A 20,587-nucleotide genomic window follows, 5' to 3' on the forward strand; every position below is an offset into this window, starting at 1 on the left:
GAGGGCGTGATCGACCACTTCGGAATCAACTGCTCGAACTGGGACGAGTCGAAGACGTTCTACGACAAGGTCCTCGGCGTGCTCGGGTACACGCGGCAGATGGACATGGAGGTCGCCATCGGATACGGCGCCGACGGCCATCCCGCGTTCTGGATCGCGGACGCGTCCGCCGGCCAGGTGGCCGGACCCAACCGCGAGACGCACATCGCGTTCGTCGCGAAAGACGCCGAATCAGTGCAGGCGTTCTACCGCACCGCGCTCGCGCTCGGCGTCGAGCCGCTGCACGCGCCGCGGCTGTGGCCGGAGTACCACCCGAACTACTACGGCGCGTTCGTGCGCGATCCGGAAGGCAACAACGTCGAGGCCGTGTTCCACGGCGGCGGTCCGGCGGTCACCGGTCCGCCGGTTTGAGCCACCGCCACTGGCCCTTCGACCACGCGTCGGCGCCGTCGAGGCTGTCTGCGACCGCCTGCACGACCCCGGGCCACTGCCACTCGTCGTAGTCGTCACCGGACAGCCAGCCGCCCGGGCGCACCTTCGGCAGCCAGGCCGCGATGTCCGCGCGCACACTGTCGTAGTCGTGTCGGGCGTCGAGGTGAACCCACGCCAGCGACTCGTCGGCGAACAGCGCGGCCGCCGCTACCGAGTCGCTGAGCAGGAGCTGGATCCGGTCGGCGAAACCGCACGCCAGTACGTTGCGGTGCAGCAGCCCCGCGAGCGTCCCGCCGCCGTGCGCCACCGCGGGACCGTGCGCGTCCGTGCCGCCCCTGCCCTCGGGGCCGCTCCCGCGCGCGGTGTCCACGCCGATGATCGCGACGTCGAGCGCGTGGTCGCGAGCCACCTCGGCCAGCGAGCACAGACTGCGACCCAGGTAGCAGCCCACCTCGACGAAGCGATCGCCGCTGCCGAAGTGCTCGACGGCCTCCTCCTGCCCGGAGCGCCACTGGAACCAGCCCGGGATGTCCCGCCACGTCTGCACGGGCTCGTCGAAGCCGGCCATGGGATCAGGCACCTGTGCTCACACTCCTCGTCACTGGGGCCGCGACGGCGATCCGGTCGCCGTCGCGGATGATCAGGCCGTCGCGTTCGAACGCGTCCAGCCAGCCCGTCATCGGCCACCGACCCCATCGTCGACGGAACACGCGGGCGTTCGCCACGATCGCGCCGAGATGTTCCACCGGCGGATCGGAGATCGGGTGGTGCTGGTGATAGGCGTGCGCCCCGCCCACCCAGACGAGGGGAACGCCCTTGGCTGCGGCGACGGTGGCGAAATCGGTGTCCTCGCCGCCGTAGCCGGCGTAGGTCTCGCAGAATCCGCCGAGGCGCCGCCACGCCGCCGCCGAGACCGCGAACGACAGCGACCAGAACAGGTCGTGGTTCGACTCGGTCTGCAGGACGCCCGGCGGTGGCGCCGGCCGGGCGGGATGCGGGTCTGTCAGGGACTCGAGACCGTCGAGCGGATAGCCGTCGGGGGCGTGCGGCAGGTAGGTGACCGGCCCGCACAGCAGCGCGTCGCCGTCCACGCGTCGGTGCGCGTCGACGTACCGGTCGATCAGCGCGGGGCCGGGGATGCAGTCGACGTCGAGGAAGATCAGCAGGTCCGCGCCACGTCGGATCGCCTCGTGCGCACCCTGGTTGCGTCCCCGTGCCAGCGGCAGGCCGGCGGAGGTCGACGCGCACTCGACGACGTGCACGCCCGGGGCGGCCACGGTGCGGATCACCGGGTCGTCGATGGCCACCACGCAGCGGTCGTCCGGTGCGGGACGGCAGGTGGAGAACCCGGCCTGCTGGCGGGTGAAGTGATCGTGACGTCCGTGCACCACGGTGATCACCGACGTGTGGACGGGTCTCATGCGGCGATCACCGCCGCGGCGCGTGCGGCCGCTCCCTGCACCTGTAGCCGTGACCACCTCGACCGGTCCAGCGTCCGTGTCTGCGCGAGCAGTGCCGGCCACGCCTCGCGGGCGGGCCAGCGGTCGACCTCGACGGTGAGGCCGGCGCGGGCCAGCGCACCGGCGGTGGCGACCTGTTCCCCGAACGGGCGCTGCTGCGGGATGACGATCACCGAGGCGTCGGTGAGTGCGACATCGGCGATGGCGTTCTGGCCGGCGTGGGTGACGACGACGTCGGCCGAAGCGAGGATCGGCCAGGGGTCGTCGACCCAAGAGGACACACCCAGCCAGATCCACCGGTACTGCGGCAGCGCGCCGCGCAGTTGCTCCAGCGCGTCCGCGGGCAGGTCGTCGCCCCCGGCGCCGCCGAGGAGCACGCCGGTGCCGGCGGACGGTGTCGCACCGTGCCGGCCCTCGAACTGGCTGATCGATCCGACGAAGTGCGTCCGATCCAGATGGTCACGCAGCCAAGGGGGTTGGTACACCTCTGCCGACCAGGGTGCGACGATCTGGTCGGCGATGTCGTAGGCCAGTCGGTGCGCCGGATCGGTGCGCTCGCCGGGCATCGCCATCACGGTGACGGGTATGCCCGCGAGCCGGCCCAGCGTCGCGATCTCCACCGACACATCGACGACCAGACGGCGCAGTCCGGCGTCCGCCGCGACCCGCAGCAGTTCGGCGGCACGCCGGGCCAGACCCGTGACATGCAGAGGGGCCCAGTGCATGCGGCCCCGGCACTGGGCGTCGACCGGTTCGTCGTCGTCGGCGGGGACGTCGAGGGGCAGCTGGACCCAGGTGTCTCGAGCGCGCATCGACACCGGTTCGGGGAGGGAGGAGAAGAACGTCACCGACTCGTCCAGCCGTGCGCAGATCGACCGGGCACGGGCGGCGTGGCCGCGGCCGTGATGGTGCACGTAGTACCCGATCACGCCGAAACCCCTTCCATCGGAGGGAAGATCAGCTGCCGGTAGTGGTCGAGATAGCACTGCACCATCACCTCGTGCGAGCAGCGGCGCTCGGCGCGCCCGCGGGCGTCGGCTCTGCGCAGCGTCATCGCCTCTCTGATCGCCCGGCTCAGCCCGTCGATGTCTCCCGGCGTGGCCAGCCGCCCGCAGGAGTCGTCGACGATCTCGGGGATGCCGCCGCGCGCGAACGCCGCGACCGGTGTGCCCGCCGCCAGCGCCTCGGCGACGACCAGCCCGTACGGTTCGTCCCAGTGCGGCGTGACCAGGGCCACCGCAGCGTCGCCCACCAGGGCGTTGAGCTCGTCGCGGCGCAGGTGACCTTCGTAGACGGCGCCGGCGCCGAGCAGCGGACGCACGGCGGTGTCGAAGTACTCCCGGTCGCCCACCGGGCCCGCGATGCGCAGTGGGACGCCTGCCCTCCGGGCGGCAGCGATGGCCGAGGTAACCCCCTTCTCGGGGACGAGCCGGCCCGTCCACACCGCATAGCGCCCACCGCCCGATCCCACCGGCCGGTAGGCCATGTTGACTCCGTTGAGGATCACCGGCACCGGCCCGTTGATCGGTTCCCATTGGCGGGCGGTGAATTCGCTGACGGCGACGAAGCTGCTGGCGACCCCGCCGGGCAGGGCGACCGCCTGCTCGAGCCACGGCAACGGCGGTGTGTGCAGCGTGGTCAGCATCGGCGCGTCGATGGTGTGGGCCATGGCCAGCGGCAGGTAATGCAGGCTGTGGTTGTGGATGATGTCGAACGAACCCAGTTCGGCGCGAGCCAGTTCCAGCATCACCGACAGGTAGGCGTGGGTCTCCTCCACCACCCACTCTGGTGTCGTGGGTTCGAGTCGACGGGTCTCCTCGCTCATCCGAAAGGTGCGCAGCGGCATGACATTCCACGGAGCGTCGATGTCCGACCCCGGTGCGGCGAACACCGTGACGCTGTGCCCGGCCGTAGTGAGGCCGTGGGCGAGCTCGAAGACGAAGGCTTCCAGGCCACCGGCGAACGGCTGCCGCACCGGATAGCGCGAGGACGCCAGCATGGCGATGCGAAGCGGCCGCGCGCTCATGCGATCCTCGCCGTGTCCAGCAGGCGCCGATACAGCTGCGCGGTCGCGCGGCGGACCTCACGGCGCTGGGTCGCCCGCATCCGTCGCCGATCGAGGTCGTCTCCGCCCGGCAGCGCCCGCACCGCAGCGGCCGCGCGGTCGACGGCGCAGAGCAGGCCGGCCTCGTCGAAGCGGTCGGTGCCGTAACCAAAGGTGTTGCACGCCAACTGCTCGTGGAACAGGCCACAATCGGGGACGACGGGCAGCACCCCGCTGTCGAAGCACGCCTCGATCCAGCCGGAGTGCGTTCCGAAACGGTACGGCAGAACCAGGATGTCGATCTCGTGCAGGTAGTCGACCAGCTCGTGGTCGGTGAAGGGCGGGTGTATCCGGACGTCGACGCCGCGGGACCGATAGTCCGCGAGCCGGCCGGGGAGTTGCGCGTCGGCCCTCGGGGACGTCAAGGCGTTCGCGTCGAGGTCGACGCGAAGCGAGATCGAGTCCGGCACAAGGTGACTGTCGACGAGAGCGTCGACGACGGGCCACGGGTCGATGTTCGCCCGCAGGAACTTCCCGTGCACCGCGACCCGGGGTCGGGACGCGGGCGTGCGGCGCACGCCGACGCGGTCGATCGGCAACAGATGAGGGTGGGGCAGCACCGCGGGGACAGCGTCCCAGCGATCGGCCACCCGGCGGGCCGCCCCCGCGGTGAGGGTGGTGAGCGCATCGGCCCGGCGCACGAGCGTGCCGAGTTTCGCGACATAGTGCGACTGGTCGTCCATGTGGGGGTTCACCAGGTCGTGCACGGTGACGACGAGGGGAACCCGGTGTGCGGCGAGCACGTCGGCGACGGCGACGAGGTCGTCGTGCTCGACGCCCTCGAACCCGAAATGGACGTGCAGAACATCGATGTCGTCGATGTGACTCAGTAGATAGTCGGGGTCCAGCCATCGCGGCGGCCACCACTGGCCGGGCACGGTGGCGTCGAGGGGAATCGGATCGGGCAGCAACGCGATCAACGTGGGATCGACGATCGCGGAGACATAGGGGTGTGCAGCCGGAACTGAGGCGACACGAATCACATTCACACAATCCCTTCGGCAACGACGTTTGATCTCGCCGCTGTCTGGACGAATGTGCGGGACAGGTATACCACGCATCGGCGACAAGTAACCTCGCGGCAGTGGACCCCCTTGACGGCCGTACGCGGCACTACCGCGACTTCTACTCACCGCCCGCCGGTGGGTCGGACTCCCCGCTGTGGTTGGTGGTCGGCAACTGCCAGGCCGAGGCGTTGAGGCGGGTCCTCGACGCCGTGCCGGGCCGGCCGTACCGGACGGCGCGCATCCCGCCGGTGCACGAGCTCACGGCCCGCGACCTGCCTTATCTGGACGCCCTTCTCGCGCGGACGTCAGTGCTGTTGAGTCAGCCGATCCGGCCCGACTATCGCGATCTCCCGCTGGGCACCGGTCAACTCGTCGAGCGCCTCGCACCCGGGGCAGTGTGCGTTCGCTGGCCGGTGATCCGCTATGCGGGTCTCTACCCCTTTCAGGCGATCGTCCGCCGTCCCGCCGACCGGTCGCTGAACCCGCCGGTGGTGCCCTATCACGACCTGCGGACAGTGACCGCGGCGCGGGACGGGCGGTCGCCCGAGGACCCTTGGAATGTCGACGTCAGCGCCGATCAGATCAGGGCGGTGGCCGCCTTCAGCCGGGACGAACTCGCCCGTCGGGAGGACCGGGATTGCGACGTCGGCGTCGCGGATCTGCTCGCGACGTTCGGCGTGGACGTGGCACACACCGTCAATCACCCGGGAAACCCTTTGCTGGAAGCGCTCGCTCAACGCATTCTGGACCGGCTCGATGTGCCGCTGGCGGTCGCGGCGGTCGACGCTGTGCTGCTGTCCGCGGTCACCGCTCCGCTGGAGGCGCGCGTGATCGAGGCTCTGGGGCTCGCCGGGACGGCGCGACCCGACTGGCGCTGTGACGGGCGCACCGTCTCGCCGCAGGAAGTGCACGCCGCGCAGCTGCAGTGGTACCGGTCCAACCCCGACTTCGCCGACCTCGCCGTGGAACGTCACGGAATCGTCATGGATCTGCTTGGCCTGCTGTCCCGTTCGGGCCGATCATGACCGTCACCCAGGCCCTGGTCGGTCCGCGCCACCACGGGGTGGTGCGCTTCGGGCTCGCGCTTCACGACTCCCTGCAGTCCTGCGGTCTTCCGCTGCGGCAGGTGTGGCATCCGGGGACAGCCGAGCTCAGCCGCGCCCTGGATGGCGGCGCACTGCATCTGCAGTTCACCGATCGGCTCTTCGGCGACAGCCCGCAGGCCGCGGCTGGTGTGCTGGCGGCTCTGGCCCGGCGCACCGGATCCCGGCTGACCGTGACGCTGCATGATCTACCGCAACCGTCGGACGGTCAGAACTTCGCGCGCCGCGCAGCGGCGTACGCCGACGTCGTCGCGCGCTCCGCCGGTGTGGCTGTCAGCAGCGCACACGAACGGGAGTTGTTGCGCGACCTCGGCGTCGACGTCGGCCCTGTGGCGGTGATCCCGCTGCCGATCGGGCAGCGGGCGCCCGCACACGTCCGGCCCGCGGAGCCGCGGGAGGTCGGGGTCTTCGGCTTCCTCTACCCCGGCAAGGGGCACGAGGAGGTCATCGCGGCGACGGCAGACCTGCCCCCCGATGTCGAGGTGCACGCCATCGGCGAAACCTCCTCGGGGCACCAGGATCTGGTGGCGGATCTCACGGCACGGGCGCGGCTGCTCGGCCGGCGGTTCCACGTGACGGGGCATGTCCCCGATGATCTGCTGACCGAGGCGCTGCAGCGGATCGCCGTTCCCGTCGTCGCCCACACCCACGTGTCGGCGTCCGGCTCGCTCGGCTCCTGGCTCTCGGCATCACGGCGTCCGCTCGCGCCGACCAACCGCTACACCCGCGAGGTCGAGGAGCGCAATCCGGGCATGCTGACGTTGTATCCCGACACCGGGCACGGTCTGCGAACAGCACTCGCGCTCGCACTCGAGAAGCCTGAATCCACCTGGCTGCCCGAGGATTCGGTGCCGCGGCCCACCGACGCCGACACCGCGTTCGCCTACCACCGCTTCTTCCAGCGTTGGCACCGATGAACGGACCGTTCCCGCTGACCGACGGCCGGGTGTGTGTGCCCGGCAATCACTGGGACCTGCTCGACGGCAGGGCCGGCAGACTCGCGAGCGTCGCGGTGGTCATCCCGTTCTTCGAACAGCAGGACGATCTCAACCGTGTGCTGGCAGGCCTTGACGCCCAGGACTATCCGGCTCACCTCATCGAAGTCGCGGTTGCCGACGACGGATCGCGAGAGCCGCCCGACACCTCGGCGTCGTCGTTGACGTGCACCGTGGTCAGGCAGGAGGACCGCGGCTTCCGTGCCGCCGCGGCGCGCAACCTCGGCGCCGCGGCCACCGAGGCAGAGATCCTGTGCTTTCTCGACGCGGACACCGTGCCCGAACCCGGCTACCTGCGCGAGATCTCGCGGCTGCCGTCGATGCTTCCGGACGCTCTGGTCGTCGGGCGCCGCCGCCACGCCGATCTCGCCGGTTGGTCGGCGGCCGATCTCTCGCGATGGTGGGCGGGTGAGTCGGCGCCGGCGGTGTTGGAGGAACCGCGCTGGCTGACCGACGCCTACGCGCGCACCGCAGACCTCGCCGTCGCCGACAATGGTGCCTACCGATTCGTGATCAGTTCGGTGATGTGTTGCAGCCGTGAGCTTTTCACCTATTGCGGCGGCTTCGACGAAACCTTCGACCGGTATGGCGGCGAGGATTGGGAGTTCGCCCACCGCGCCGTGGCGTGTGGGGCGGTTCTGCACCACGCGCGTCGGGCGGTGGCGTGGCACAACGGTCCCGACTGGGCCGGGCGCGACGTACCCGACCGCGCCGCCGCCAAGAACGCCGAGGCTCTCGCGCTGGCCCGGCTGGTCACCGATCCGGCCGCTCGCAGCCACGGGTTGCGCTACGACATCCCCGATGTAGCAGTGGAACTCGACGCGGACGCGCACGGGCTGGGATCGCTCGTCGCCACGGTGCGCGGGTTCCTCGCAAACGACGTCGGCATCTGGCTCACCGGGCGGCAGGCGCAGGCGCTGTTCGAGCGGGCCCACCTGCAGGACGATCGGATCCGGGTCGGCCCGGTGCCGGACCGCATCCGGCGCAGCTGCCGGTTCCTCGTCTCGGTGACCGGTCGGCCCGCGCTGCCGGCGTCCGGGGTCGCCGAACTCGTGCGCCGCTGTGCGGCGCCCGACGTGGCCGCGGTGCACGTCCACGGGGGCACGTCGGTCGTCGCGTGCCATTCCTCGTGGGCGGTGAACCGGTTGCGGCGGTGGACGCAGGGACCGGTCCGGCTGGCTGATCCCGGGGCCGTCGCGTTCGGCGCCGTCGAGCACTGCTCCGGGGAGGAGTTCGGCATGACGGAGGTGGACCGCGAGGCGGACCTGGCGTGGTGACTCGGCGTAGCTTGGGCCACATGGCTGATATCGATGCTGCCCGAGAACTCCTGCGCGACTCGTTCACCCGCCTGATCGAGCACGCGGACGACCTGACCGACGGCCTCACCGACGGCGTCGCGTACTACCGGCCGACACCGGAGGCGAACACGATCGCCTGGCTGCTCTGGCACAGCGCCCGCATCCAGGACGCGCAGCTGTGCGACATCGCCGGTCTCGAGCAGGTCTGGTTCCGGGAGGGTTGGGTCGACCGGTTCGGTCTCGACCTGCCGCGCGACGCCCACGGCTACGGCCACACCCCCGAGGAGGTCGCCAAGGTGCGCGCGTCGGCCGACCTGCTCGGCGGCTACTACCACGCGGTGCACCGTGAGTCGCTGTCCTACGTCGCGTCGGTATCGGCCGACGAACTGGCCCGGGTCATCGACGAGCGGTGGACGCCGCCGGTGACGGCGAGCGCCCGGCTGGTCAGCATCATCGACGACGCCGCCCAGCACCTGGGCCAGGCCGCGTACATCCGGGGCATCGCTCCGACGACTTGACACGTGTCAACCCCGGGTGCGACCTGCGTCACACGGCTGGTTAGAGTGGGGTCATGACTGCGACTTCCGACGTCAAGCCGTTCACCGGCACCGGCACCATCACCAACCCGGCGACCGGCGCGCCCGCAGGTCAGGTGCGCTGGACCGACCCCGCAGACGTGACCCGCATCGCGGCCGGGCTGCGGGAGGCGCAACGCGAGTGGGAGGCGCGCGGCGCCGCGGGCCGCGCGAAGGTGCTGGCGCGCTACGCGGTGTGGCTCGGGAAGCACCGCGCAGAGATCGAAGAGTTGCTGATCAAGGAGACCGGCAAATCCGCCACGGACGCGGCGCAGGAGGTGCCGCTGATCCTGATGATCGCCTCCTACTACATCCGCACCATGGAGAAGGCGCTCGCGCCGGACAAGCGCCCCGCGGCACTGCCGTTCCTGTCGATCAAGAAGATCGAGGTGCACTACCGACCGCGCCCGGTCGTCGGGATCATCGCGCCGTGGAACTATCCGGTGGCCAACGCCCTGATGGACGCCATCGGTGCGCTCGCGGCCGGCTGCGCGGTGCTGCTCAAACCATCCGAGCGCACGCCGCTGACCGCCGAACTGCTCATGCGCGGTTGGCTCGACTCCGGCGCACCGGAGGTTCTCGCGCTGGCCCAGGGCGCGCGGGAGGTGTCCGAGGCGGTCATCGACGTCAGCGACTACATCCAGTTCACCGGGTCCAGCGCGACGGGCGCGAAGGTGGCCGAGCGGGCCGCGCGCCGGCTCACCCCCGTGAGCCTGGAACTCGGCGGCAAGGATCCGATGATCGTGCTCGAGGACGCCGACGTCGACCTCGCCGCTCATGCCGCGGTGTGGGGCGCGATGTTCAACGCGGGCCAGACGTGCGTGTCCGTGGAGCGGGTCTACGTGCTCGAACCGGTCTACGACCAGTTCGTCGCGGCCGTCGTGCGCGACGTCGAGAACCTCGCGATGGGCGCCGGTGACGGCCACCATTTCGGCGCGATGATCGACGACAGCCAGGTCGCCGTCACCGAACGCCACGTCGCCGACGCGCTCGCCAAGGGTGCCCGGGCGCTGACCGGCGGCAAGCGGGGCGTCGGTTCGGGCAGCTTCTACGAGCCGACCGTGCTCGTCGACGTCGACCACTCGATGGCGTGCATGACCGAGGAGACGTTCGGTCCGACGCTGCCCATCATGAAGGTGACCTCGGTCGAAGAGGCGGTGCGGTTGGCCAACGACAGCCCCTACGGACTGTCGGCCGCGGTGTTCTCCCGTGACATCGAGCGCGCCAAAAAGATTGCGCTGCAACTCGATTGCGGTGGCGTGAACATCAACGACGTGATCTCCAATCTGATGTGCACCACCGCCCCGATGGGCGGCTGGAAGACCTCGGGCATCGGGGCGCGTTTCGGCGGCCCGGAGGGTCTGCGCAAGTACTGCCGCATCGAGACGGTGGTCGCTCCCCGGACCAACGTCGGCGCCGGCGGCAACTACTACAACAACTCCCAGCGCGCGTTGAAGCGGATGAACACGATGATGACCAAGCTGGCCTTGATCAGGCCCAAGCGCATCGCCAAGTAATCCACCGGCCGTTCACCCACGCGTCACGTTCCCGTCCGCGGGGCTCGATAACTTCTGCGCGTGACTGCTCTGGACCTCTCCGGCTTCCACGTCGTCGACGACGACGATGACGACCCCGTCCTGATGTTGCATCCCAGCGGCGAGATCGTCGACACCTGGCGCGAGAACTATCCGTACGACGAGCGGATGAAGCGCGAGGACTACGAGGAGCAGAAGCGGCTGCTGCAGATCGAACTGCTCAAGCTGCAGAAGTGGAGCCAGGCCCACGGCCACCGGCACGTGATCGTGTTCGAGGGACGCGACGCCGCCGGCAAGGGCGGCACGATCAAGCGCTTCATGGAGCATCTCAACCCACGCGGGGCACGCGTCGTCGCCCTGGAGAAGCCCACCGAGAAGGAACGGACGCAGTGGTATTTCCAGCGGTACGTGGAGCACCTGCCGTCGGCCGGTGAGATCGTGCTCTTCGACCGGTCCTGGTACAACCGCGCCGGCGTGGAGCGGGTGATGGGGTTCTGCACACCCAAGCAGCACGCCGAGTTCATCCGTCAGGCGCCATTGTTTGAGCAGATGCTGGTCAACGACGGCGTCAGCCTGACCAAGCTGTGGTTCTCGGTCTCGCCGTCCGAGCAGCGCACCCGGTTCACGATCCGCCAGGTGGACCCGGTGCGGCAGTGGAAGCTCTCGCCCACCGACCTGGCGTCGCTGGACAAGTGGGACGACTACACCGCGGCCAAAGAGGACATGTTCGCCTGGACCGACACCGAGATCGCGCCCTGGACGGTGGTCAAGAGCAACGACAAGAAGCGCGCCCGCATCAACGCGATGCGCTACGTGCTGAGTAAGTTCGACTACGACAACAAGGACCACGAGGTGGTCGGCAGGCCCGACCCGCTCATCGTGGGACGCGCGCTGGGCGACTGACCACACGCGTCCTGACAGGAGGACGCATCCGTGCGCTTTCTCGCCGCGCTGATGCTGTGGCTGCTCACCACCGTCGCGTTGGCGGCGGCGGTGCCTGCTGTGTGGGCGCAGCTGCACATCGTCGACGAAGACGGCTACGCCGCGCTCGCCGCGCGGGCCGCGGGGGACCCCCGCCTGCAGGACGCCATGGCCGGTGAACTGACCACCCAGGTGCTGTCGCTGGGCGCCGACAAGGGCTACACCCTCAACCCGCAGTTGGTCCGCACGGTCGCCGACTCCTACACCCGTAACTCCGGCTTTCCCGGGCAGTTCGCGCAGGCCAACCGGATCGCGCACCGGTGGATGTTCACCGGCGCGGTGCCGGCCGGCAATTCCACCGATCAGTGGCTGATCGACGTCGCGCCGATGCTGTCGGACCCCTCGTTCGACGCCACACTGGGCAACCTCGACCTGGCCGTACCCGACGCGCTGACCGTGCCGATCACCGTGGACTCGCCGGATCTGCGGCCGGGGAAGCTGCGGCCGCTGGCGACCTGGGGTCCGTGGGTGAGTATCGCGACGGCCGTGCTGACCGCCGTGTTGGCCCTGCTCACCCTGGCCGCCGCGCGCTCGCGGGGCCGGGCGCTCACCGCGCTCGGAGTGTCGGCCCTGCTGGTCGGTGCCGCCGGCTGGGCCGGTATCGAGATGGGACGCCGCTTCGTCGACGCGGCGCTGAACCGCACCACCGGCGACATCCGGACCGTCGCCGAGGTGATGGTGGGCACCGCCGAAGGCAGTGCCCACCAGTGGCTGAACTACTCGCTGATCGCCGGGGTCGCCCTGGTCCTGCTCGGAGCGGTCGGGGCGGCCCTGGGCGCCGGCCTGCGCCGGACTACAGGTGGTCCATCATCCGCGCCATCGCCGCATTCTCGATGAACGCCTGATGGTGCGGGTGCAGATGGACGTCCCAGTCGGACTTGACGTGCCGGGGGTGGTGCTCCCGCCAGTGCGTCAGTGCCGATACCGGATGCGGCATGTGGATCGTCATGATGGTCCCCCTTTTGTTCGACCTGCAGAAAATCGTCGCGTGCGTCAACCGGGGAGACGTCAGTAGTGCAGTACTGATTTTCGCGGTGCCGTGCGGTGCTATCCCTGAGTACATGAAGGAGCGCGAAATGCGGGCGCTCATCGACCGCCACCTCGAGGCCGAGGGTCGCGGGGACGTCGACGGGGCGCTCGCGGTCTATACGGACGACGTCGAGCACGACGTCGTCGGATTCCCCGACGGGCTGCACCATTCGAAGGCCGGTGCCCGGGATTTCTACGTTCAGCTGACCGCGAACTTCCTGGCCGAGACGTGGTCGGAACGACGCCGTTTCGTCACGGACGACGCGATGATCCTCGAACAGGACATGACCGGAACGGTGACCGGCTCGATGCTCGGCGTGCCGGGCAGGGGCAGGCGCATCACGTTCCGCATGCTCCACGTGTTCGAGTTCCGGGATGGGCTGATCAGCCGGGAGAACGTCTGGATCGACGGGGCGTCGGTGATCGCTCAGCTGAGCTGACCGTTGCCACAGGGAAGCAGTGCCCCGAGTTCCTCCCGGCTCATCGCGCCGGTCTTGGCCATGGCGTTGTAGATGTGGCTCTCGACCGTGCGCACGGACACCTTGAGTCGGGAGGCGATGTCGCGGTTGGATGCCGAAGTCCCGAGGAGCATCACGATCTCGCGTTCGCGAGTGGTCAACGGCAGGTGGTCGGTGCATCGTCGGAGTGCTGGGGTCCGGGCCCCGCCGCAGGCCTCTGCCAGGGCGTCGGCGCGCAGCGAACACCGCAATGAGGAACCGCGCAAGCTCCTGGCGCGGAAGCAGATCGCGGCGTGCGCCGCCGCGTCGGTGGCAGCGATCAGGTCGCCGATCTCTTCGAATTGTCGTGATATCAGCTCGAGTTCGCGGCCGTCTGAGCAACCCAGGGCATCAGCGAAGTGCGCCGCGATGCCGACACGCGGACCCTCGACACGAGTCTGCAGCTCATGAAGACGGTCGGCGGTGGACGCATCACCGAACTGGGTCGCCGTCTGCAGACACATCACCTCGGCCGCGTATTGACCGCGAGCACCGGCATCCTCGGCCGCCTTCCGGACCATCGAGATCGCTTCGCTGACCGCACCCTGCGCTCCGGCGACCCATCCGGCGGCGATCGCGCGCGTGTAGTCGAGGTACCGCCACCCGGGATGGCGGTCGGCTTCCATCGCAGCCTGCGCCACGAGCGCGTCGTGGGTGTGTCCGCGCATCGCGAGCGCAGTGGTGAGCAGGATCTCGTACCGGTAGCGGAAGCCGGTTGCGGTGTTCCATGCGGTGACGCGATGCAATGCGGTGGACAGATTCGTGCACGCCTGGTCGAGATGACCTCCGCCCAGCTCGGCCAGCCCGGTCACAGCGTCGGCGATCTGTCCGAACGGAGTGCTCCGCGAGGCCATGGCGCGCCCCCGCATCATCTGCGCGACCTCCTGGGCCCCGGCCGTGTCACCCGCCAGCAGCAGTGCGTTGATGTGGGCGTCGGAGATGACGATGAACGCCCGCACCGGAATGGGATAGCCCGCACTCGCGACGGCCACCGCCTCCGCTGCGGCACCTGCTTCCCCGCAGGCAACCGTCACCGCCCATGCCGTCAGCCGGCGCTCGAGGTGATCGGGCAGCAGACTCGCGTCGAAGGACCGCGCGAGCGCACGAGCGGCGTGCGGATCGCCCAGCGCCGCCGCGGCCACACACCGGAAGGCGTCGAAGCAATGCCGCTCCGGCGGTTCAGCGCCCGTGGTGCGGTCGACGAGAGCGTTGGCGGCGTCGGGGTCGGCGAGTGTGAAGAACAAATTGACCGCCCGCAGGAAGGTCACCCGTGCCTGCTCCACAGCGGTGAGGGCGCCTGTGTCGACGTCGGCGAGCACGGCCTCTGCGGCGGCGCCCTTGCCGGCCCAGGACAGCACGAAGGCGCGGATCAGGCTCGCCTCGACCCGCCCGCCGGCGGCGATCGCGGCCTCGGCCAGCCGGTTGGCCAGAGGCAGATCGAGCATCCAGGCTGCCCCGCGTGCTGCGTCGAGCAGCAAGTTGACGTCGTGTTCGAGATCGGAGTCGACGCTCAGGGCCGCCCGGCGGACCACGGCATGGACGTCGTCCCGCGATTCGGTCGCGGCCAGTTCGGAGGCGACGACGCCTCGGAGGCGGCGCAATGTGGTCTGAGCGGCACGGCGGCGGCGCACCTCGCCGTACAGCGGATGAGCCAGACGGACATGCATGCAGCCATCGGCCGATTCGCAGGAGATCAGGCCACGCCTGTCTGCCTCCTCGACGGCCTCGGCGCCGGCGATCCGGGTCAGTGACCTGAGTTCGAGGGGCTCGCCGACGGCGAGCACGTCGACGACGTCGCTGACGGCCTCGGGCAGCCCGCCCGTCCGCGCTTCGACGAGCTCGACCAGACCCGGAGGAACCACGGGATCACCGGTCCATGTCCATACGCCGTTGTCGTAGGCGAGCCGTCCGTCGGCGACCTCCTGTTCCACGATCAACCGCAGATACAACGGGTTGCCCTCGGTCAGCGTCCACAAGCGCTGCGCCGCAACGCCATCGACCGGACCCCCGACGGCGAGGCGCACCAGCCGCTCGGTGTCTTCCGGTCTGAGCGGTGCGATGTCCAGCCAGTCGAAGTCGCCGCCCTTCCAGAGTTCACGCGTCGCATCGCTGACCGGTTCGCCGGTGCGCATCGTCAGCACGATCTTCGCGAGCCGGCGGTGAATGATCTGGTGCACGACCACGGCCGACAGGTCGTCGAGCAACGGCACGTCATCGACCGCAACGAGCACCGGCGCCTCAGACGACGTCAGCGCCTCGATGACACCGTGAACGAGCTCCAGGCTGTCGTCGCCGCTTGTCGCCGTCCAGGGTGTCAGGGCACCGAAGGGGAGGTTGCGTGCCGCCGACGTCCCTACCACCCAGCGCATCAACCAGCCACGCGCCGCGAAGGCGTTGAGCGTCTCTCGCACGATCCGGCTCTTTCCGACCCCGGCTGCGCCGCTGACCACGATCCCGGCGGAACCGGGATCGAGCAGCGCGGCTTCGATGAGCCGCGTTTCCTGCGTGCGCCCTGTGAGCGGCCATGTCAACCGCACCTGGCAAGCGTAGGAGCGCAGCACCGCTGTCGAGGGCGTATCAGCTGATCTTGGCCGGCACTGCGAATATTGCAGTACCGGGCTACCGAGGGCGGGTGCCAGCGGCGCTCCCTGCGGAATTCGACATCTCGGCCTGACTGGCGCGTTCCGAGGGCCGATCGGGCAGTCTGGTGTCACCATGACGACTGCCCGACCGCTGCTCGACGACCTGAGTGACCTGACCGCGCTCCGCGCCGCCGGCGCGGACCCCGACGCGCTGTTCACCGCGTTCGCCGAGTGGGCCGACGCCGCCGGCACCCTGCTGTATCCGGCGCAGGAGGAGGCGCTGATCGAATTCGTCAGCGGCGCCAACGTCGTGCTGGCGACACCGACGGGTTCGGGCAAGTCCCTGGTCGCGACGGGCGCCCAGTACGCGGCGCTGGCGGCCGGCCGGCGCAGTTACTACACCGCGCCGATCAAGGCGCTGGTGAGCGAGAAGTTCTTCGCGTTGTGCGGCGTCTTCGGCGCCGACAACGTCGGCATGCTGACCGGCGACGCCGCGGTCAACGCGCACGCCCCGATCATCGTGTGCACCGCCGAGGTGCTGGCGAACACGGCGCTGCGCGAAGGCGCCGAGTCCGACATCGGCGTGGTCGTGATGGACGAGTTCCACTTCTACGGCGACCCCGACCGCGGCTGGGCCTGGCAGGTGCCGCTGCTCGAGTTGCCGCGCGCTCAGTTCCTCCTGATGTCGGCGACGCTGGGCGACGTCACGTTCCTTCGGGAGGATCTCACCCGGCGCACCGGGCGGCCGACCGCACTGGTGGCCCACGCCGAGCGTCCGGTCCCGCTGTTCTACTCGTATGCCACCACGCCGATGCACGAGACCATCGGCGATCTGCTCGACACCCGCCAGGCGCCGATCTACATCGTGCATTTCACCCAGGCCTCGGCGCTGGAGCGGGCGCAGGCGCTGATGAGCGTCAACGTCAGCACCAAGGACGAAAAGGCCGCGATCGCCGAACATCTCGGGGCGTTCCGCTTCTCATCGGCTTTCGGGTCGACGTTGTCGCGGCTGGTGCGGCACGGCATCGGGGTGCACCACGCCGGCATGCTGCCCAAGTACCGGCGGCTGGTGGAACAGCTCGCCCAGGCCGGCCTGCTGAAGGTCATCTGCGGTACCGACACCCTCGGAGTCGGCATCAACGTGCCGATCCGCACGGTGGTGTTCACCGCGCTGTCGAAGTACGACGGCACCCGAACCCGGCTGCTCACCGCGCGCGAATTCCACCAGATCGCCGGACGGGCGGGACGGGCCGGATACGACACGGCCGGCACCGTCGTGGTGCAGGCGCCCGAGCACGAAGTGGAGAACCTCAAGCAGTTCGCCAAGGTGGCCGACGACCCGAAGAAACGTCGGAAACTGGTGCGGCGCAAGGTCCCCGAGGGCATGGTGCCGTGGAGCGAGAAGACGATGACACGCCTGGTCGACGCCGCACCCGAGCCGCTCACGAGCAACATGCGGGTGTTCACCGCGATGATCCTCGACGTGGTGGACCGTCCCGGTGACCCGTTCGCCGCGATGCGCCGACTCCTGACCGACAACCACGAACCCCGCAAGCGTCAGCTGCGACTGATCCGCGAGGCGGTCGGGATCGCGCGCTCCCTGCTGCAGGCGGGGGTCGTCGAGCGGCTGCCCGAACCCGAGCCCGACGGGCGGCGCTACCGGCTGACCGTCGACCTGCCGCCGGATTTCGCGCTGAACCAGCCACTGTCGACGTTCGCCCTCGCGACGATCGACGTCCTCGATCGGACCGCGGAAAGCTATGCGCGCGATGTGGTCTCGGTGATCGAGGCGACGCTGGAGGACCCGCGGCAGATCCTGACCGCCCAGCTGAAGAAGGCCAGGGGGGAAGCGGTGGCGGCGATGAAGGCCGAGGGCATCGAGTACGACGAGCGCATCGAACTGCTCGACGACGTGACCTATCCCAAGCCGCTGGACGATCTGCTGACCGGGGTCTTCGAGATCTATCTGCAGTCCAATCCGTGGGCGGCCGACGGAGCGCTCTCGCCCAAGTCGGTGGTGCGCGAGATGTGGGAGGGGGCGTTCACCTTCCGGGAGTACGTCAGCGTCTACGGATTGACCCGGTCGGAGGGGGCGGTGCTGCGCTACCTGTCCGACGCGGTCAAGGCGTTGCGCTCCGGCGTGCCCACCGCGGCGCGGACCGAGGAGCTCACCGACATCACCGAGTGGCTGGCCGAGCTTGTGCGCCAAGTGGATTCGAGTCTGCTCGACGAGTGGGAGCAACTGACCAGTCCGGATCAGCCGCTGGACGCTCCGGTGGCCGTGCCGGTGCGGCCGCGGCCGCTGACCGGCAACGAGCGCGCGTTCACCGCGATGGTCCGCAACGCGCTGTTCCGGCGCGTGGAACTGTTCGCGCGGGAACGCTACGACGAGTTGGGCGCGCTGGACGGCGGATCGGGCTGGACGGCGCAGCGCTGGCAGGACGCCGGCGACGCGTACTTCGACGAGCACGACGACGTCGGTATCGGCCCCGACGCGCGCGGCCCTGCCCTGCTGATCATCGAGCGCGAGGCCGAGATCTGGCGAGTGCGTCAGATCCTCGACGACCCGGCCGGTGACCACGACTGGGGTATCGACGTGGAGGTCGATCTCGCAGCGTCCGACGAGGAGGGCGTTGCGGTGCTGCGCGTGGTGGACGTGGGACGGATGGACTAGGGCTCGATCACGTGGTTCGGGTCGGGCCGGCGCTCCGGCGGGGCCTGGCTGTAGTCGCCCCACGGGCCGTCGCGGCGTTCGACCGCCGCGCGCACCCCGTCGGTGGCCGCGGTGCCGATGAAGTCCAGCGCGTCGGGGGTGTTGCGCATCAGGCCGTCGAGGATGCCGCCGAGGGTCTGCGTCGACGCCAGGCCCATGTTCTCGTATGCCTGGTTCACGATCAGCTTCTGGGCCTGCAGCTGCGACAGCGGAATCGTGGCGAGCTTCGCCGCGATGTCGGCGACCCGCGCCTCGAGACGTTCGAACGGTACCGACTCGTTGATCAATTCGACTGCGGCAGCTTCCTTTCCGGTCAACGGCTCGCCGGTGAGCGAGTGCCACTTCACCTTGGCCAGGCTCAGCCGGTAGAGCCACATGCCGGTCAGGTAGGAACCCCACATGCGGGCGTAGGGGGTCCCGATCACGGCGTCGTCGCTGGCGATCACCAGGTCGGCGCACAGGGCGTAGTCGCTGGCCCCGCCGACGCACCAGCCGTGCACCTGCGCGATCACCGGCTTGGACGCCCGCCAGATCGCCATGAACTTCTGCGTCGGCCCGGTCTCCCGGGCGCTGACCATCGCGAAATCCTTCCCGGGATCCCACCGCCCGTCGGTGTTCATCGCCTCACCCCAGTGCTCGAAGCCGCCACCGAAGTCGTAGCCGCCCGAGAACGCGCGTCCTGCGCCGCGCAGCACGATGACCTTGACGGCGGGGTCGCGCTCGGCCAGCCCGATCGCCGCCTCGATCTCGTCGGGCATCGGCGGCACGATGGTGTTCAGCCGCTCGGGACGGTTCAGCGTGATGGTGGCGACGGGCGCGTGCGCTCGGTACAGAATGGTCTCGAACTCGGTCACCTGAGCAGGTCTATCGCCAGTCGTGGAACGCGTCGAGCAGGCGGTCCCGGAAGGCGGTGTCCACGGTGTCCTCGCAGATCGCGCTCAAGGTTCCCATGGTGGTGCGGAACTGCTGCAGGTAGTTCCCGCAGCCGTCGCAGCCGTGCAGATGCTCCTCGAAACGCGCCCGCGCCTCGGGATCGAGGGCCCCGTCCAGATAGGCGGTGACCAGCTCCACGAGCTCGTTGCAGTTCATCGATCGCTGTCCGGTCACGTCGCGTCCCTCACGTAGTCCTCGAGCGCCTGCCGGATCGCCGCCCGCCCGCGGTGCAGGAGTACCCGCTGATTCGCCAGCGTGATGCCGAGCAGTCGACTCACCTCCGCCGAGTCGACATCCAGCACGTCGCGCAGCGTGACGACGACGCGCTGCCGTTCGGGCAGTCGCTCGAGCTCACGCCGGGTCACGGCCATCAGCTCGGCGCCGAGCACCGAGCCCTCCGGCGACTCGGGGAACGGTGAGGGCTCCTCCCCGTCGCGCCAATGGCCGGACCACCGCTCGTCGCGGTCGCAGAACCGGTCCGGGCTCACGGTGCCGCCGATGTACGCGGCGATCTGCACCTCGGTGTCCTTGCGGTCGCGCAGGCCGCGTTTCTTGGCGATGTTGATCAGCACCGTGAAAAGCCAGCTGCGCAGCGAGGATCGACCCTCGAAACCGTCGATGCCCTTCAGGAGCGCGATCCACGCCTCCTGCACGACGTCCTCGGCGACTTCGCGCGAGCTGACATAGCCCTGCGCGACCCGGAGCATGGCGGGTGTGTGCCTGTCGACCAGCGCGGCGAAGGCCGACTCGTCGCGGGCGCGCAGCGCCGCGATCAGGTCGGCCTCTTCCGCGGAGGTGACGGTCATGTCTGCGAGATCGTAACCCGACATGTCACGCCTGGGAACCCCGCAGCGCGTCGGCGAGCGTCCACACGGAGATACCCAGCAACGCAACGTCTTTGATCAGGAACTGGCCGGTCGAGGAAAGCACCGCGAATCCCGCCGAGGCCTCCAGCACACCCGGCGTGGTGAACAGGAAGCTCAGCGTGGCGACGAACAGCCCGACGGCGATCAGACTGCCGACCGCGGAAAGCCTTGGCCACCAAGGCTTCACCGCGATCAGCGCAGCCGTCGCGAGCTCCAGCACGCCCAGCGCCGAGGAGAACGTCCGGACCGACATGATGTCGTACACCCAGCTCATCAGCGGGCTGCCGGCGACCAGCCCCATGATGCCCTCCGCCTCGAAGGCGGTGAACTTCAGCGCGCCGATCCACGCGATGACGACGACCAGGCCGTACCGGGCTGACAGCGCACCGGCGTGCTCGAGGGCGGTGAGCCCGGGCCGGCGGGTGAGGGTGGTCATGACGGCTCCTTTCCGTTGACCGGTAGTGCCCGCAGGAGCCG

21 protein-coding genes are annotated in these 20,587 nt (G+C 69.6%); 10 read left to right on the forward strand and 11 right to left on the reverse strand.

Going from position 1 to position 20,587, the window contains the following annotated elements:
- Nucleotides 1-6 precede the first annotated feature (6 nt).
- On the forward strand, nucleotides 7-411 hold the full coding sequence (locus tag MCHLDSM_RS13230; RefSeq protein WP_048418938.1) for a VOC family protein: 405 nt from the start codon (nucleotides 7-9) through the stop codon (nucleotides 409-411).
- Here MCHLDSM_RS13230 and MCHLDSM_RS13235 read toward each other — a convergent pair.
- Genes MCHLDSM_RS13235 through MCHLDSM_RS13255 form a run of 5 tightly spaced genes read right to left on the reverse strand, consistent with a single transcriptional unit; the run spans nucleotide 392 to nucleotide 4,979 of the window.
- Complete coding sequence (locus MCHLDSM_RS13235) at nucleotides 392-1,012, reverse strand: class I SAM-dependent methyltransferase (protein WP_234713966.1); 621 nt, start codon at nucleotides 1,010-1,012, stop codon at nucleotides 392-394. The genes MCHLDSM_RS13230 and MCHLDSM_RS13235 overlap by 20 nt on opposite strands.
- Nucleotides 1,005-1,853 carry a glycosyltransferase family 2 protein gene (locus MCHLDSM_RS13240; protein WP_048470491.1) on the reverse strand — a complete coding sequence of 283 codons (849 nt, stop codon included), beginning with the start codon at nucleotides 1,851-1,853 and terminating at the stop codon, nucleotides 1,005-1,007. The genes MCHLDSM_RS13235 and MCHLDSM_RS13240 overlap by 8 nt, the downstream gene beginning before the upstream one ends.
- Nucleotides 1,850-2,821, reverse strand: a complete 972-nt coding sequence (locus tag MCHLDSM_RS13245) for a glycosyltransferase (protein ID WP_048470492.1) — start codon at nucleotides 2,819-2,821, stop codon at nucleotides 1,850-1,852. The genes MCHLDSM_RS13240 and MCHLDSM_RS13245 overlap by 4 nt, the downstream gene beginning before the upstream one ends.
- Nucleotides 2,818-3,918, reverse strand: a complete 1,101-nt coding sequence (locus tag MCHLDSM_RS13250; protein WP_048470493.1) for a glycosyltransferase — start codon at nucleotides 3,916-3,918, stop codon at nucleotides 2,818-2,820. The genes MCHLDSM_RS13245 and MCHLDSM_RS13250 overlap by 4 nt, the downstream gene beginning before the upstream one ends.
- Nucleotides 3,915-4,979, reverse strand: a complete 1,065-nt coding sequence (locus tag MCHLDSM_RS13255) for a glycosyltransferase family protein (RefSeq protein ID WP_131722635.1) — start codon at nucleotides 4,977-4,979, stop codon at nucleotides 3,915-3,917. Before MCHLDSM_RS13255 ends, MCHLDSM_RS13250 begins: the two co-directional genes overlap by 4 nt.
- Before the next feature lie 101 nt (nucleotides 4,980-5,080).
- Between MCHLDSM_RS13255 and MCHLDSM_RS13260 the strand changes: the two genes are divergently transcribed.
- The 7 genes from MCHLDSM_RS13260 to MCHLDSM_RS13290 all read left to right on the forward strand — a co-directional run bounded on the left by MCHLDSM_RS13260 (nucleotide 5,081) and on the right by MCHLDSM_RS13290 (nucleotide 12,327).
- Entirely contained in the window at nucleotides 5,081-6,028 is a 948-nt protein-coding gene (locus MCHLDSM_RS13260; RefSeq protein ID WP_063840627.1) for a WcbI family polysaccharide biosynthesis putative acetyltransferase, read from the forward strand.
- Nucleotides 6,025-7,023, forward strand: coding sequence for a glycosyltransferase (locus MCHLDSM_RS13265; protein ID WP_048470496.1), 999 nt, complete (start codon nucleotides 6,025-6,027; stop codon nucleotides 7,021-7,023). The genes MCHLDSM_RS13260 and MCHLDSM_RS13265 overlap by 4 nt, the downstream gene beginning before the upstream one ends.
- Nucleotides 7,020-8,378: a glycosyltransferase gene (locus MCHLDSM_RS13270; protein WP_053082975.1), complete on the forward strand. Its 1,359-nt coding sequence runs from the start codon at nucleotides 7,020-7,022 to the stop codon at nucleotides 8,376-8,378. The genes MCHLDSM_RS13265 and MCHLDSM_RS13270 overlap by 4 nt, the downstream gene beginning before the upstream one ends.
- 20 nt (nucleotides 8,379-8,398) lie before the next feature.
- Nucleotides 8,399-8,917 carry a mycothiol transferase gene (locus tag MCHLDSM_RS13275; protein WP_048470497.1) on the forward strand — a complete coding sequence of 173 codons (519 nt, stop codon included), beginning with the start codon at nucleotides 8,399-8,401 and terminating at the stop codon, nucleotides 8,915-8,917.
- A 53-nt stretch (nucleotides 8,918-8,970) separates the two neighbouring features.
- Nucleotides 8,971-10,491 (forward strand): aldehyde dehydrogenase family protein, encoded by a 1,521-nt coding sequence (locus MCHLDSM_RS13280; RefSeq protein WP_048470498.1) that lies wholly within the window; start codon nucleotides 8,971-8,973, stop codon nucleotides 10,489-10,491.
- Nucleotides 10,492-10,614: 123 nt separating this feature from the next.
- Complete coding sequence (ppk2, locus tag MCHLDSM_RS13285) at nucleotides 10,615-11,412, forward strand: polyphosphate kinase 2 (RefSeq protein ID WP_109788827.1); 798 nt, start codon at nucleotides 10,615-10,617, stop codon at nucleotides 11,410-11,412.
- Nucleotides 11,413-11,442: 30 nt separating this feature from the next.
- Nucleotides 11,443-12,327, forward strand: a complete 885-nt coding sequence (locus MCHLDSM_RS13290) for a hypothetical protein (RefSeq protein ID WP_048470500.1) — start codon at nucleotides 11,443-11,445, stop codon at nucleotides 12,325-12,327.
- Here the strand turns inward: MCHLDSM_RS13290 and MCHLDSM_RS38110 are convergent.
- Complete coding sequence (locus tag MCHLDSM_RS38110) at nucleotides 12,284-12,439, reverse strand: hypothetical protein (RefSeq protein ID WP_156090888.1); 156 nt, start codon at nucleotides 12,437-12,439, stop codon at nucleotides 12,284-12,286. The genes MCHLDSM_RS13290 and MCHLDSM_RS38110 overlap by 44 nt on opposite strands.
- A 112-nt stretch (nucleotides 12,440-12,551) precedes the next feature.
- On the opposite strand from MCHLDSM_RS38110, the gene MCHLDSM_RS13295 reads away from it, so the two are divergent.
- A complete protein-coding gene (locus tag MCHLDSM_RS13295; RefSeq protein WP_048470689.1) occupies nucleotides 12,552-12,959 on the forward strand; it encodes a nuclear transport factor 2 family protein in 408 nt (135 codons plus the stop codon).
- Here MCHLDSM_RS13295 and MCHLDSM_RS13300 read toward each other — a convergent pair.
- Nucleotides 12,947-15,553, reverse strand: coding sequence for a helix-turn-helix transcriptional regulator (locus tag MCHLDSM_RS13300; RefSeq protein WP_048470501.1), 2,607 nt, complete (start codon nucleotides 15,551-15,553; stop codon nucleotides 12,947-12,949). The genes MCHLDSM_RS13295 and MCHLDSM_RS13300 overlap by 13 nt on opposite strands.
- Before the next feature lie 178 nt (nucleotides 15,554-15,731).
- Here MCHLDSM_RS13300 and MCHLDSM_RS13305 point away from each other — a divergent pair, with 178 nt between their 5' ends.
- Entirely contained in the window at nucleotides 15,732-18,272 is a 2,541-nt protein-coding gene (locus MCHLDSM_RS13305) for a DEAD/DEAH box helicase (protein ID WP_048470502.1), read from the forward strand.
- Here MCHLDSM_RS13305 and MCHLDSM_RS13310 read toward each other — a convergent pair.
- From MCHLDSM_RS13310 to MCHLDSM_RS13325, 4 genes are read right to left on the reverse strand one after another with little or no spacing between them, the layout of a single operon-like run.
- Nucleotides 18,269-19,165 (reverse strand): crotonase/enoyl-CoA hydratase family protein, encoded by an 897-nt coding sequence (locus MCHLDSM_RS13310; RefSeq protein ID WP_048470503.1) that lies wholly within the window; start codon nucleotides 19,163-19,165, stop codon nucleotides 18,269-18,271. The two genes, MCHLDSM_RS13305 and MCHLDSM_RS13310, sit on opposite strands and share 4 nt — an antisense overlap.
- A gap of 10 nt (nucleotides 19,166-19,175) precedes the next feature.
- The gene (locus MCHLDSM_RS13315; protein WP_048470504.1) at nucleotides 19,176-19,400 is read right to left on the reverse strand and encodes an anti-sigma factor family protein; all 225 of its coding nucleotides are present in this window, start codon (nucleotides 19,398-19,400) and stop codon (nucleotides 19,176-19,178) included.
- A gap of 14 nt (nucleotides 19,401-19,414) precedes the next feature.
- Nucleotides 19,415-20,050: an RNA polymerase sigma factor gene (locus MCHLDSM_RS13320; protein ID WP_053082984.1), complete on the reverse strand. Its 636-nt coding sequence runs from the start codon at nucleotides 20,048-20,050 to the stop codon at nucleotides 19,415-19,417.
- Nucleotides 20,051-20,075: 25 nt separating this feature from the next.
- Nucleotides 20,076-20,546 (reverse strand): YkgB family protein, encoded by a 471-nt coding sequence (locus tag MCHLDSM_RS13325; protein WP_048470506.1) that lies wholly within the window; start codon nucleotides 20,544-20,546, stop codon nucleotides 20,076-20,078.
- Between the last annotated feature and the right edge of the window lie 41 nt (nucleotides 20,547-20,587).

Origin of the sequence: Mycolicibacterium chlorophenolicum (genome assembly GCF_001044235.1) — a bacterium.
GTDB classification, from domain to species: Bacteria; Actinomycetota; Actinomycetes; order Mycobacteriales; family Mycobacteriaceae; genus Mycobacterium; species Mycobacterium chlorophenolicum.